The organism is Bacillus sp. SG20033, assembly GCF_044570195.1.
Taxonomy (GTDB): domain Bacteria; phylum Bacillota; class Bacilli; order Bacillales; family Bacillaceae; genus Bacillus; species Bacillus subtilis.
On the sequence record NZ_CP172606.1, the window covers coordinates 3,337,513 to 3,350,384 of the forward strand.

Annotated in this window: 13 protein-coding genes; 2 read left to right on the forward strand and 11 right to left on the reverse strand. The window is 47.0% G+C overall.

Annotated elements, in window-relative coordinates:
- Nucleotides 1-21: 21 nt before the first annotated feature.
- The 5 genes from ACFVP7_RS17635 to ACFVP7_RS17655 form a co-directional block, all read right to left on the reverse strand.
- Nucleotides 22-1,641 carry a (2,3-dihydroxybenzoyl)adenylate synthase gene (locus tag ACFVP7_RS17635; protein WP_396582583.1) on the reverse strand — a complete coding sequence of 540 codons (1,620 nt, stop codon included), beginning with the start codon at nucleotides 1,639-1,641 and terminating at the stop codon, nucleotides 22-24.
- 28 nt (nucleotides 1,642-1,669) lie between these two features.
- The gene (gene dhbC / locus ACFVP7_RS17640) at nucleotides 1,670-2,866 is read right to left on the reverse strand and encodes an isochorismate synthase DhbC (protein WP_396582585.1); all 1,197 of its coding nucleotides are present in this window, start codon (nucleotides 2,864-2,866) and stop codon (nucleotides 1,670-1,672) included.
- Nucleotides 2,867-2,891: 25 nt separating this feature from the next.
- Nucleotides 2,892-3,677, reverse strand: a complete 786-nt coding sequence (locus ACFVP7_RS17645; protein WP_003244476.1) for a 2,3-dihydro-2,3-dihydroxybenzoate dehydrogenase — start codon at nucleotides 3,675-3,677, stop codon at nucleotides 2,892-2,894.
- Between the two features lie 193 nt (nucleotides 3,678-3,870).
- Nucleotides 3,871-4,740, reverse strand: a complete 870-nt coding sequence (gene besA, locus ACFVP7_RS17650) for a ferri-bacillibactin esterase BesA (protein ID WP_015714637.1) — start codon at nucleotides 4,738-4,740, stop codon at nucleotides 3,871-3,873.
- Nucleotides 4,741-4,953: 213 nt separating this feature from the next.
- Entirely contained in the window at nucleotides 4,954-5,550 is a 597-nt protein-coding gene (locus ACFVP7_RS17655; RefSeq protein WP_338730765.1) for a sulfite oxidase-like oxidoreductase, read from the reverse strand.
- Between the two features lie 101 nt (nucleotides 5,551-5,651).
- Between ACFVP7_RS17655 and ACFVP7_RS17660 the strand changes: the two genes are divergently transcribed.
- A complete protein-coding gene (locus ACFVP7_RS17660) occupies nucleotides 5,652-6,254 on the forward strand; it encodes a biotin transporter BioY (RefSeq protein ID WP_029318475.1) in 603 nt (200 codons plus the stop codon).
- 68 nt (nucleotides 6,255-6,322) lie between these two features.
- Here the strand turns inward: ACFVP7_RS17660 and ACFVP7_RS17665 are convergent, their stop codons facing one another.
- Nucleotides 6,323-7,651, reverse strand: a complete 1,329-nt coding sequence (locus ACFVP7_RS17665) for a Na+/H+ antiporter family protein (RefSeq protein ID WP_003228736.1) — start codon at nucleotides 7,649-7,651, stop codon at nucleotides 6,323-6,325.
- Between the two features lie 146 nt (nucleotides 7,652-7,797).
- Nucleotides 7,798-9,300: a leucyl aminopeptidase gene (locus tag ACFVP7_RS17670; protein ID WP_396582588.1), complete on the reverse strand. Its 1,503-nt coding sequence runs from the start codon at nucleotides 9,298-9,300 to the stop codon at nucleotides 7,798-7,800.
- A gap of 157 nt (nucleotides 9,301-9,457) precedes the next feature.
- Between ACFVP7_RS17670 and ACFVP7_RS17675 the strand changes: the two genes are divergently transcribed.
- Entirely contained in the window at nucleotides 9,458-9,934 is a 477-nt protein-coding gene (locus ACFVP7_RS17675) for a divergent PAP2 family protein (RefSeq protein ID WP_326208213.1), read from the forward strand.
- A gap of 29 nt (nucleotides 9,935-9,963) precedes the next feature.
- Here ACFVP7_RS17675 and spsC read toward each other — a convergent pair whose 3' ends face one another.
- From spsC to ACFVP7_RS17695, 4 genes are all read right to left on the reverse strand, one after another.
- Nucleotides 9,964-10,620 carry a stationary phase survival protein SpsC gene (gene spsC / locus ACFVP7_RS17680; RefSeq protein WP_080262567.1) on the reverse strand — a complete coding sequence of 219 codons (657 nt, stop codon included), beginning with the start codon at nucleotides 10,618-10,620 and terminating at the stop codon, nucleotides 9,964-9,966.
- Nucleotides 10,621-10,723: 103 nt separating this feature from the next.
- On the reverse strand, nucleotides 10,724-11,044 hold the full coding sequence (locus ACFVP7_RS17685) for a YuiB family protein (protein WP_003243877.1): 321 nt from the start codon (nucleotides 11,042-11,044) through the stop codon (nucleotides 10,724-10,726).
- Nucleotides 11,045-11,097: 53 nt separating this feature from the next.
- Entirely contained in the window at nucleotides 11,098-11,241 is a 144-nt protein-coding gene (locus ACFVP7_RS17690) for a YuiA family protein (RefSeq protein ID WP_003243733.1), read from the reverse strand.
- Nucleotides 11,242-11,413: 172 nt separating this feature from the next.
- Nucleotides 11,414-12,634, reverse strand: a complete 1,221-nt coding sequence (locus tag ACFVP7_RS17695; RefSeq protein ID WP_010886605.1) for an NAD(P)/FAD-dependent oxidoreductase — start codon at nucleotides 12,632-12,634, stop codon at nucleotides 11,414-11,416.
- Nucleotides 12,635-12,872: the final 238 nt, after the last annotated feature.

Below are 12,872 nucleotides of genomic sequence, written 5' to 3' on the forward strand. Positions count from 1 at the left end.
ACTTCCTCTCAAATTGTTGATTTATTTTTTTGACCCTGCAAGAAGTTTCTCGGAAATGGCTTCACGAAGAGCCTTTTTGCTTACCTTTCCTACCCCTGTCTGCGGAAAGGATTCGACAAATTCAACTCGGTCAGGGATTTTATATGCCGCCAGTCCGCGCTCTCTCAAAAATGCTTTGAGCTCTGCGGCTTTTGGGGCTTCATCTCTGGGAATAATGAACACACAAGATCTCTCGCCAAGAAATTGATCAGGCATGGAGACCATTGCCGCATCATGGACAGCCGGATGCGCCAGCAGATGATTTTCTACCTCTTCAGCCGCAACCTTTTCTCCCCCACGGTTAATTTGATCCTTCGCACGGCCTTCAACGACAATATAGCCGTCTCGTGTCAGCCTGACGATATCACCCGTGCGGTAAAAACCGTCCTCAGTAAATGAAGCAGCATTATGCTCTTCCGCCTTATAGTAACCGCGAATTGTATACGGTCCCCGCGTCAGCAGGTGGCCTGTTTCACCAGGTTTTACGTCGCGATCATGATCATCCCAAACACGCACTTCATCATATGGGGACATCGGTTTTCCTTGGGTGTTGACAATGATCTCCTCAGGATCATCCAATCTCGTATAATTGACGAGACCCTCTGCCATTCCGAACACCTGCTGCAGCGTGCAGCCGAAAACAGCTTTTACCCTGCGCGCGGCTTCAGCACTAAACTTGGCACCGCCGACCTGCAGCACTTGAAGGCTGGATAAATCATCACGGCGTGAGGATGCCGCATCCATCCATACTATCGCAAGAGGCGGAACAAGAGCGGTTATCGTGACCTTTTCCCGTTCAATTAAAGGAAATGCGTCATCTGGACTTGGAGAAGGAGATAATACCACTCTTCCTCCAGCGTATAATACGCCGAGAACGCCAGGTGAGCTCAGCGGATAATTGTGTGCCATCGGCAGCGCGGCCAAGTACACCGTGCTGTGGTCGAGCCAGCAGACCTCCACACTCCGCTTCAGGCTGTATATGTAGTCATCGTGGGTCCTCGGAATCAGTTTCGATAGCCCAGTGCTCCCGCCAGAAAGCTGGAGGAACGCCACATCCGAAGATTTGACTTCAGGCAGTTTTACAGGTTCTGCATGCAAATCCTCCAGCGGCAAAAATTCCTCTGCCTCACCTGCGACAATGATGTTTTTCAAAGTCGGCAGCTTGCTTTGAACCTGTCTGGCAAGCGTACGGTAGTCAAAACCGGAATATGCGTCGGGAATGATATATGCAGCCGCTTCAGCAAACTCGCAAAAATATGTAATTTCACTGCTTCGATGAGAAGGCAGTGCGAAGACTGGAAGCGCCCCCAGACGGAAAAGTGCGAAAATGACTTCAAAAAACTCTTTGATATTTGGCAACTGCACCACAACACGATCCATCTGTTGAATGCCGAGCTTTTGAAATCCGGCAGCCAGACGATCAGCCCTTATGTCAAGCTCTCGATAGCTCCAATGGGTGTTTCCGCATGTAATGGCAATGCGATCACCATATTTGGCTGCCCGGTCCCTTAACAAATCTCCAAACGTCTCACCGGCCCAGCAGCCGTTCTTTCGATAGGTCTCAGCTAACTCATCAGGCCAAGGCGTAAATCCTTTCAGCATGTTGTATCCCTCCAGCAATTCATTCTGTTCATATGTGATCCACGCCCATTGCCCGCAGCATTGTCCGAAACTTTGCAGACGTCTCCTGAAGCTCGTCCTCAGGCTTTGAACCGGCCACAACACCAGCTCCAGCATACAGGCGGAGTGAGCGTTCTTCTGCCTCTGCACAACGGATGGTCACGATCCATTCTCCGTCACCGGCATCGTCACACCATCCGACCATGCCGGTAAAGAAACCGCGGTCAAATGGTTCAATGCTGAGAATCGCTTCTCTTGCAAGATCAGTCGGTGTTCCGCAGACTGCTGGCGTCGGGTGGAGCGCCGCCGCCAATTCAAGTGCGGTTACAGACGGATCGGAAAGTTCTCCCTTAATCACGCTGGACAGGTGCCACATCGTTTCCGTTTTGATCAGTGAAGGCTTCTCCGGAACCTCCAGCGTCCGGCAGAAAGGTCTCAGCGCTGCCGCAACTGCGTCAGCGACAACCGCGTGCTCATGAAGATCCTTTGCGGAAGAAAGCAATTCAGCTGCCCGGCGCTGGTCTTCAACAGGATCATTACTGCGCGGCCTTGAGCCGGCTAATGGGTTGGAAACAACCTGTGTTCCCATCCTTGAAACGAGAAGCTCCGGACTTGCTCCGAGCAATGTTCGGCGGGGAGACGTTTCCTCCTGGCTGGACACATCCGCGGCAAACGTGTAGCCATGCGTGTTATGCTGAGCCAGATGGCGAAGCAGCTCATCCGTCTGAATCGGTTCAGGCGATGTCAAATGCAGCGATCTGGACAGGACGATTTTGCTGAGTGTTCCATCGGCAATGCGTGTCAGCCCTTGTTCAACACCATTTTTATAATCCTCAGGTTCAGGAACAGGCTTTATGTGGTATGTATGCCCAGCCTGCTGTTCCTTTTTCTCATGATCAAATTGAAGCGGCCCTGACCAGCGCACTTCTTCAGGTACAACGAGCCGCGCTGCTTTTACTTGATCAAAAGGAACGGCCCCGACAACAAGCGGCCGGCTTTGCCCTGATTGTTTTGCCTGACGCAGCGTCTCTGCAATTCGGCCAGAAAGGGTTTCCATTTGGTTTTGCCCGTCTGCCTCCGGTACGATTTCACATATGCCTTTCGCTAACAGTACACGATGAGGAGACGCTAAGAAAAAGGCGCCCGGCTGATATTCATGAAGCAAATGCTCCGCTTTTGTTTCTGTTATAACGTTTTGATCCAACATTCTCATGAACCTCCTTTAAATTCAGTTACACGCCTAAGGTCGCGCCGCCATCTACGCATAAATTATGCATCGTAATATGCCCTGCCTGGCCAGAAACCAAAAAGAGCACCGCATCCGCAATATCCGAAGGCTTGGCTAGTTTTTTGAGCGGGATCCCTGTTTTAAATGTCTCAAGTGATCCTTTTATGACTTGCTCCGCTCCATTCTCGTCGGCCCATAATGACCACTGCATGTCTGTTTCCGTTGATCCGGGAGATACAATGTTGCAGCGAATATTGTATTCTGCAAGCTCAAGGCCAAGGCATTTCGTAAACATCACAGCCGCAGCCTTTGAAGACGCATATGCCGCCATAGATGTTCTTGGTACACCGGCAGCATTCGATCCGACTGTTACAATCGAACCCGATCTTCGGTCCATCATATATTTGCTGACTGAACGCGAGGCGTTAAATACGCCAGTCGAATTCACTGAGAACGTCGCCTCCCATTCCTCATCGCTAAGCGAATGGATAAGTCCCGGGCGAAGGACACCCGCTACATTCACTAAAATATCAATCGGCCCCATTTCACGTTCGATGCGCGCCGTGATCTCATCAATCGCCGCGCTGTCTCTCACATCCGCAGGAAAAGCTTCTGCATGGCGGCCTTCTGCTTTGAGGCTGCTCACAACCTTTTCCAGCTTTTCAGGATTATAATCAACTGCCGCAATATGTGCGCCTTGACTGGCAAGCGTCCGCGCAACAGCTTCGCCTATTCCTTGGGCAGCCCCTGTTATAAAAGCAATTTTTCCCTCTATACCCTTTGCATTCATATCATCAATTCCTTTCTTCGCTCTAAATGCCGAACAGACATCCAGCGAAAAAGACTGCTGCGCCTTGAAAAACGCAATCTATTGATAATGATTATCATTATCAATTATAAAAATAATCATATCCAAATGTCATGTGACAGTCAAATATAATTTCAGTGACAAATATTTTTTAAAAGGCAAGGCTGAGTATGTCTCAGCCCATTGAAAGATGCGGTCCGTCAGGGTGAAGCGCAAAACGCAGCGCCCGGCTGACCAAAACAGGAAGAACTGAAATATGTCCTTCTCCTGAAAACTCGCAAAATTCTGCTCGTATGCCTTGTTCAGATAAAACGGCCAGCCGCTCATAAAGCTCCCTCGCATTATCATTCATCCGGCTTTTATGATGCTGCTCTAATTCTCCTGCGGCAAGAAGGATATTGATAGGCTGATTGTTTTTCTTGGTGAGAGAGACGAAATGGTCCGTTTTCTCGAGAATAAACGGTTTATTCCAATGAATGGACGGACTTCCCGCGATATACGTTTGAAACGCATCGGGCTTTGTTAGCAGCACCTGCAGCACGAAAAGCCCTCCGAGCGAATGGCCAAAGATTGTTTGTCTTTTTTTATCAATCTGGTAATCTCGTTCTATCTCCGGTTTTAAATCCTCTTCAATAAATCTGAAAAAGCCCTCCGCTCCGCCATGCTCCGGCCATTCTCTGCCGTCGGGCCTTTCCGGCAGCTTCGATTGGGCTGTTGGCATTGTAAAATCCCGGTGGCGTGCTGAAGAGAACGGCTCCGCTGTCTCATAGCCAATGCCGACGATCACTGCAGGGATCACCCCGGTTTTTTCGGGTCGGCGTCCCTGTATTCGAACGGCTTCCGTCATCGTTCCGAAGACAGAATTGGCATCCAGCAGATAAATCACAGGATAACCAGCGGGTGGCGGCGGCGTACTAGGTTTCGAGATAAAAATGTGATAGGTACGGTTTTCATTGCGTGAAGACATCATACGCACTTCCGTACCAGGAATCGTAAATGCGTTTGATGTCCCGCCATTTGTCCGGTCTGTTGTTTGCTCTTTCATGCAGTACGACATTCCTCTCCTTAAACTAAACCGCAATGTATGATAATGATTTTCACTATCAACTAGACACCTCAAATAATAGGTTTTCTTCCAAAGAAAGTCAACTTTTTCCCGAATAAAAAAGGCACCTTGATCAAATAAGGTACCTGCAGACTATCAATATGGAAGTAAAAACCCAATAAAGATGCGGATTGTCCTATTTGAAATAGAACCTTAATCCCATGTAAATCTTTGATTTTTCCACGGATCGCCTCTCATGTGATAGCCATTCCGCTCCCAAAAGCCAGGGTGATTTTCTTTCGTAAATTGGATGCCGCGCAGCCACTTGGCGCTTTTCCAAAAATACAGATGCGGAAATACCCCCCGCAGCGGAAAGCCGTGTTCTGGGGTTAAAGGTTCGCCATTATGCGCATAAGCCAGAAGGGAAGTTTCCGCTAAGAAATCATCAAGCGGCAGATTGGTCGTCCAGCCCTCTTCAGCATGTAAAATGACGTAGCCCGCTTCTTCTTTTACACCCGCTTTTTCCGCTATATCACAAGCCCGCATGCCTTGCCACACATTATCAAGCCTTGACCAGCCCGTGACGCAATGAATGTCGTTTTTCGATTCATACCGTGGAAAGGCTTTGACATCTTCAAAGCTTAGCAGCATCGGATGGTCAACCAAACCGTATACTTGAAGATTCCATTTCGTCATATCTTCGTAATATGGGACATTTCCGGTATGAAGCACAGGAAATGAAGTGGTGACGTTTTGATTTGGCGGCACTCTTCCAGATTGATCGGACTGTCTTGTTTTTCCGAAATACATATGGAGCCCTCCTTTTGTTAACCTAATTTAAAATCATGTTGACAATCTTTTTGTTCTTTATTACTCTATGATTGTGTATGTCAACCTAAGGGGGAACAACGATGAAACAACGTAAACTTCGTGCGGGAGATATGGCGCTGATTGGCATGTTCGCCGCACTTATGGCTGTCGGGGCCAACATTACATCAGTAGCACCCTTTTTACAAGTAGCCGGCATTCCGCTTTCGATGCAGCCGTTTTTCTGTCTCTTGGCAGCTTTGCTTCTTGGCAGCAAACGAGCAGCGATTGCCATGATTGTATATGCACTTGTGGGATTGGCCGGAGCGCCTGTGTTTGCTCAATTTTCAGCAGGCTTCGCACCGTTTGCAGGGAAAAGCGGCGGGTTTATTATCTCATACATACCGGCAGCATTTGCAGCGGGGTGGTTTTTAGAACGAAACATTCAGCCAAGTAAAATCCGATTTCTCATTGCTTCACTTATCGGAACGGCGATCATGTATCTCATCGGCACTACCTATATGTATCTTGCACTGAAGCTGTGGATTCATACGCCAGTGAGCTACGGCACGGCTTGGGGCTTTATGATTTGGTTTATGGTAAAAGATACAGCGCTGGCTGTGATACTGTCGTTTATCGCACCAGCAATCTACCGCTCGATTCATAAAGCAACCGGCTTTAACAGAAATCACATATCGTCCATGTAAAGCCGTTCTATTGGACGGTTTTTTTATCATAACGAGAAAAGGCTCCCCAGTAAAGGGGAGCCTTTTTCCTACAAAACAAGCGCTGCAATCCAGCCAAAGATGACAAGCGGAATATTATAAAATATAAATGTCGGCACACAAGTATCCCAAATGTGGTGATGCTGGCCGTCCGCACTCAAACCTGAAGTCGGCCCAAGCGTACTGTCACTGGCTGGTGAACCGGCATCGCCGAGGGCAGCAGCAGCTCCGATAATCGCAATCGTTGCCATCGGGCTGAATCCAAGCTGCATGCATAGAGGCACGAAAATGGTTGTGATAACAGGAATCGTCGCAAAAGAAGATCCGATCCCCATTGTAATTAATAAACCGACAATGAGCATCAGCAATGCGCCTAAGGACTGACTGTGTCCGATAAAACCAGCTGACGTTTTGACCAGTGACTCGACATCTCCGGTTTTCGTCAATACGTTTGAAAATCCGGCTGCCACAAGCATGACAAAGCCGATAAAGGCCATTAAAACCATTCCATCAGTAATCAGTGAGTCCGCTTCATCACGCTTCATCACACCGCTGACAAACAGAACAATCAGACCAGCGAGCGCCCCCATAATCATTCCTTCTACTCCCAAAGTCTGAGATAAGTAAAGCTGGACGCCGAGTGACACAACAATGGCTAGAACCGCGATACCAATGCTTTTTCTCGTATATGGCGATGCTTCTGCACCTGAAATGTCTTTTGTTTCATATTGTTTCGGTTTACGGTATACGATCACTGATAAAATAAGGCCGACAACCATACCTGCAACTGGAATAATCAGTGCGTACGGAATATCAGCAAGCGGAACGTTTAACCCGGCATCCGCCATATTGTCCTTCAGCATACCTTGGAAGATTTGGCCGAAACCGACCGGAAGCAAAATATAAGGAGCCGTTAAGCCAAATGTAATTACACACGCGATCAGACGGCGGTCCATTTCAAGTTCATTAAAGATTTTCAAAAGCGGCGGAATCAGCACCGGAATAAACGCGATGTGAACCGGAACGACGTTTTGCGAAAAACAAGATACAATTAAAATAATCAGCACAATCAGCACTTTAGACAGTGCTTTTTTTCGAGAATCTTCTTTATTTCCGATTAATTTAACGGAGGCTTCCACCATTGCGTCCGGAAGACCTGTTTTCGTCAAAGCGGCGGCAAACGCGCCAAGCATGGCATAGCTGACTGCAACGGTGGCATTTCCGCCGAGACCGTCTGTGAAAGCTTTAACCGTTTCGCCAAGACCGAGCCCGCCTGTTAACCCGCCGGCCAAGGCGCCTATAATTAATGCGATAACAATATTGACACGCAGCAGGCTTAATACAAGCATAAGCAGGACTGCGATGACGACTGCATTCATGATGATACCCCTCCAAAAATCCTTTAGTTTGCTAATGTAGTAGATAAATAAAGTACGAACGTATCGTATCATAACCGATCCACTTTAGTCAACTAAAGATTTCGGAAGAAAAAATCCCTGCCGCATCGTACAGCAGGGATTTTTCATTACTCGTTTTTATCTTCTTCCAATGTAAATCGCTCCGCAAGTGTAGCCAGTGTTCTTGCCATAACGCCAGTAGCCCCGGCCGGTCCGAAGCAGGTTGCTTTATTGGCAGTCGCTGTGCCTGCAATATCAAGGTGAACCCAAGGTGTTGACTCAGCGAATTCACCAAGAAACGTTCCTGCCATAATCGCATGTCCCTCGCGTCCCGGTGAATTGTTGAGATCCGCCATTTGGCTGCTTTTCACGCGTTTTTTATCCTTCTCTGTTATCGGCAGCTGCCAGATCGCCTCGCCGCACTCTTGTGCAGCATCAGCTACCTGCTGGTAAAAGCTTTGATCATTTGTCATTGCACCGGTCGTTTCTGTTCCTAATGCCACAACGACGCCGCCGGTAAGCGTAGCTACATCGACAAGAACTGATGCGCCATGCTGTTTCGCGTATGTAATGCCATCTGCAAGCACTAGCCTTCCTTCAGCATCCGTATTAAGGATTTCTATTGTTTTTCCGCTTAAAGATACGATCACGTCATCCGGCTTCATGGCCCCGCCGGAGATCATATTATCGGTTGATGGAATAACGCACAGCACGTTTTGCTCGGGACGAAGCTCTCCGATCATTTCCATAGCCCCGAGAACCGCAGCTGCTCCTCCCATATCTGATTTCATGCCGACAATTCCAGATTTCGTTTTAATGGAGTAGCCGCCTGTGTCAAAGGTAATTCCTTTCCCGACTAGTCCGACGACGTCTTCCCATTCCTTTTTGCCCTGATATTTCAACACAATCATTTTCGGCGGTTCGGTGGAGCCTTGGTTTACCGCAAGTATTCCGCCCATACCGAGCTCTTCCATCTCTGATTTCTCCAATATCTCACACTCAAAATCATATTTCGCCGCAAGCTCTTCTGCATACGAAGCGAGGTCAGTCGCTGTCAGCATGTTTCCCGGCATATTCACAAGCGTTCTAGCCGAATTTGTCCCTTGACCGTATGCCTGGCCGACGCGAAGCCCCGCCTGCACTTCTTGTGTATCTTCATCTGTTACAACATACACAGCTTCAATTTGTTTGTCAGGCTCATTTGATTTGTGCTTATAATCCTGCACCTCATAGGAAGCAAGCAGGCAGCTCTCAGCTAAAGCATGAGCGGCATCGGCTGGAGGCACGTCTTCCGAAATAAACGTATCAAGCAGAACAGCTGTTTCTTGTTTTCGATCTTTATGAATGGCTTGAAAAATATGGGCAAAACATTCCTTCGCCTGTTCAAACGAATAATTTGCTTCTCTCCCCAGACCAACGAAATAAATCCGTTTCATACCCGCAGAAGATGGAGGGAATACTTTTGATACTTGATTCGGTTTCGCAGAGACATCACCCTCTTTTAAAAGCTGTGTCAGATGGCCTTCGAGCATTTCATCAATTTCCAACGCTTTTCCTGTCAGCTGGCTTTTTTGAAAAAGCCCGACAACAAGGGTTTCTGTATGCTCTGATTGTTGAACCGCATAAAACATGAGGCTTACACTCCTAACGTAATGGGTATTTGTAATGAACAATGGTATAATAGGAAAAACATTCTTTCCACTATACTTATTTTAACAAACAACAGTCTAAGACTTGCTTTTTTCTTTTGAAACACGAAGGATTTTTCAAATAGAAAGGATGTCGCCGATGGAACTTTTAACGAATTTTCCTTTATTATCAAGCCTGGCCGCAATTATTTTTGCTCAGGTCATCAAAGTGCCCATACAGTTTATCGTGTCCAGAAAACTGGACTGGTCGCTGGTCACAAGCACAGGCGGCATGCCGAGCTCTCACTCCGCAGCGGTCACTGCGCTTTCAACAGGCGTAGCCTTGGAGCATGGATTAGGCTCCTCACTCTTTGCGGTTTCCGCCATTTTCGCCGTCATAACCATGTTTGACGCAACTGGCGTCAGACGTCACGCCGGTGAGCAGGCAACAGTCATTAATAAGCTTGTCATTGATTTTAACCGTTTCGTAAATGAAGCGAAGGACTTCCCTAAGGCTGCAGAGAAAGAAAAGCAAAAAAAGCTGAAAGAACTTCTCGGACATCAGCCGATTGAAGTCTTTTTCGGAGGCCTAACAGGTATTTTACTGACATTGGTACTCGCTTACTTTTTCATGTAAAAAAACGCTCCTGCTTTCGCTGGAGCGTTTTATTCTTTCACAGTTTTATATTGATTTCTGAACACTTGCAAGGATTTTGTTTCATTGAGCTCCTCAAGCTCATCCTCGGTAATCTTTCCCGTTCCCTTTTTAATCACATATACATCAAGGGTTTTTTTGCCCCATTCATTGTATACATCTTTGACTGTCTCAAAGTACAGATCAAGGCGGTTTCCCTTAATAGCTGATCCTGTGTCGGCCACTACTCCGAGACCGTAGTTCGGAATGAATAAAATTGTTCCGATCGGGAAAACGGACGGGTCAGCAGCAACCGTGGAATATAAATCCCGTTTCACTTTCACACCTGAATATGTAAGCCCGTATAATGGATCACCGGGATTTTTGCCCGTCGACTCAGCTCCTGCTGTGTAGCCTGTTGCTGTTACTCTTTGGACCGGATATTCATCCCAATCAAATGCCTCTTCTAACGGTTTTGTTTTATCCTCAGCCGCGGACGTGGTTTGTGTTTGTTTCTGCTGCAATGCTTTTAATGTCAGTCCTGCATGCTTCAAGTGCTTTTCCTGATGTTCCTGCACCCATTTTGACAAGTCCTTCGCTTCAATTCCTGACACTGATAAAAATGTCGTGCCAAATGCAAGCAGAAATAAACAGGTCATCAGCAAACGTCTGATCATATTCAACATCATTCACCTCTCCTCCGAATCATTGTTCCCAAGTGGAGAGAGCATTATTCAAAATGATGAATGAGCTGAACGCATAAAAAAAGCTTTCTTTAGAAGAAAGCGGCATTTAAAACATTTGATATCCTCTTTTTCTGAGCATGTTGATCGCTATACCGGACACGATGGCGCCGGCCAAACCGCTGACTAAAATCAGCACATCGGCAGCCGCTAATGATAAGACACGATGAAACAGGCTGGCAAAGGATTCTCCCGGCGACTGGACATAGCTGATCAGCTTTTCTTTGCTGATAATGAAAAGGCATACAATCGGATAAATCACAGCCATAATCCAAGACATTCTCAGCAGCATGTTTAATAAGAAACCGATTCCAAAAAACAAGACAAAAAACAAAACAATTGAGATGATTACGACTGGCAGACTAATCAACCTATTCCACCCCCCTGCGTTGTTTTTAGTGTAACGCGGGGGCTGAAATAAAGTCAACGGCTGGAAAAAGAATGACTGTCTTTTCCTGTCCCCTGGCAAGACGGACAAGTCTCTGAACCGCCGAGAATCAATTGAAAATATCCTTTCCCTGAACAAAATGGGCATGCATGTGAAGCGGTTGTCGTTGCAGTTTTCATCTAATCATCACCCTTTTTCTTAATTTTCTGATAATATACCATATCAAGCTGTCAACAATAAAGTCAGATCATGTGACAAATCTTTTGATGTAAGCGGAAACATACTTATTTTCCTCTCATTCTCTTTTTATTTTGGCGTTTTTTAATAAAGAAAACCCGCTTCCGCGGGTTTTTAGAAAAACTTGAACTTGCCTTTTTTCAGTGTCAGTCCGAGTCCGCCAATCATAAACAGCGAGCGGTTATCAATGACTTTTTTCATAAACGAAGCGGGCGTGCCTTTCAGCTTTCTGCCATAAACAACCCCAACCGCGTTATGCTCGCCAAGAGAAGCCACTGTTCCCTTAATGTCCGGCTTGAATTCCTCAAGCTCTCCGCCTTTAATAAGCCTGCCAAGGTTTTTAGCGACCGTTATGCCCTGCTGCATTGCAATTTGCGCAGTCGGCGGATACGGACGCTCTGTATCTTCATTCATAAACAGCGAGCTGTCGCCGAGAATAAAGACATTGTCATGTCCCGGGGCGCGGAGATCAGGGTTGACTTTGACCCGGCCGCGCATATTTTCAAAACCGGCTTCCTCCACAATCGGATGGCCGCGGACACCTGCCGCCCAAACAACGGTTTGCGATTTGATCTGCTCTGGTTCCTCATCTTTTTTGCCGACTCTGACTCCTTCCGGGGTACATTCTTGTACAGCCGTGCCGATCTTGAACTCAACTCCGTTTTCCTCAAGATAATGTACGGCGTAATCAACAAGTTCCGGATCAAAGCCCGGCAAAACGGTCGGCGCTGCTTCCACACAAATAATGCGGACAAGGCTTCTGTCAACGTCATATTCCTTACAGAGCTCCGGCACGCGAGCAGCCAGCTCGCCAAGAAATTCAATTCCCGTAAATCCGGCACCGCCAACAACGATCGTTAACCTGTCCGGCCGTTTTTCCGCTTCCGTATTGTAAGTCGCAAACTGCAGCTCAATATGTTCCCGCAGCAGGCGCGACGTGTTGATGTTGGCAATCGGAAACGCATATTCTTTTAAGCCTTTAATGCCGAACGTTTCAGGCACGGCGCCGAGCCCGATGACTAAATAATCGTACTGCAGTTCTCCATTCGCAAGCACAACTTTTTTCTCATCAATTTTGATTGCCTTTACGGTATCCTGTACAAAATTCACACGTGACTGGTTGATTACATCTTTTATCTGATAACGGCAGCGGTCATGATGGAGCGTACCCGCGCTCGCTTCATGCATCCATGTCGTTTCATAATGATAATTGTGTTTATTTACAAGCGTAATGTCAGCATCATTCGGCCCGACATACTTCGTCAGCCTTGTCACCGTCATCAATCCGCCATATCCTGCACCTAAAATCACGATTTTGGGCTTATTCAATGCCATCACATCCACCTTCTCTTTTTTTGCTTTTGTTAGACCCATAATAAAATCATCATTTGTGTTAGCTTCAGCTTATTGGCAGGATTTTATGAAATATATTGAAAAGTTTTTTGTGAAGTCCTTACCCGTAGCACTATTATCATGTTTATCCGGCTGGCCCAAGAAACATTCAGAAAAAGATCATTTCATTTGGTTATTATCGTAGCGGCCTGCGGAAATATTTTCAAGGACGGATGGGCAC

Excerpts from the sequence above, each read along its gene's own strand:
- ACFVP7_RS17635 (WP_396582583.1), bottom strand. The coding sequence starts at position 1,641 with ATGCTGAAAGGATTTACGCCTTGGCCTGATGAGTTAGCTGAGACCTAT.
- dhbC (WP_396582585.1), bottom strand. The coding sequence starts at position 2,866 with ATGTTGGATCAAAACGTTATAACAGAAACAAAAGCGGAGCATTTGCTT.
- ACFVP7_RS17645 (WP_003244476.1), bottom strand. The coding sequence starts at position 3,677 with ATGAATGCAAAGGGTATAGAGGGAAAAATTGCTTTTATAACAGGGGCT.
- besA (WP_015714637.1), bottom strand. The coding sequence starts at position 4,740 with ATGAAAGAGCAAACAACAGACCGGACAAATGGCGGGACATCAAACGCA.
- ACFVP7_RS17655 (WP_338730765.1), bottom strand. The coding sequence starts at position 5,550 with ATGTATTTCGGAAAAACAAGACAGTCCGATCAATCTGGAAGAGTGCCG.
- ACFVP7_RS17660 (WP_029318475.1), top strand. The coding sequence starts at position 5,652 with ATGAAACAACGTAAACTTCGTGCGGGAGATATGGCGCTGATTGGCATG.
- ACFVP7_RS17665 (WP_003228736.1), bottom strand. The coding sequence starts at position 7,651 with ATGAATGCAGTCGTCATCGCAGTCCTGCTTATGCTTGTATTAAGCCTG.
- ACFVP7_RS17670 (WP_396582588.1), bottom strand. The coding sequence starts at position 9,300 with ATGTTTTATGCGGTTCAACAATCAGAGCATACAGAAACCCTTGTTGTC.
- ACFVP7_RS17675 (WP_326208213.1), top strand. The coding sequence starts at position 9,458 with ATGGAACTTTTAACGAATTTTCCTTTATTATCAAGCCTGGCCGCAATT.
- spsC (WP_080262567.1), bottom strand. The coding sequence starts at position 10,620 with ATGATGTTGAATATGATCAGACGTTTGCTGATGACCTGTTTATTTCTG.
- ACFVP7_RS17690 (WP_003243733.1), bottom strand. The coding sequence starts at position 11,241 with ATGAAAACTGCAACGACAACCGCTTCACATGCATGCCCATTTTGTTCA.
- ACFVP7_RS17695 (WP_010886605.1), bottom strand. The coding sequence starts at position 12,634 with ATGGCATTGAATAAGCCCAAAATCGTGATTTTAGGTGCAGGATATGGC.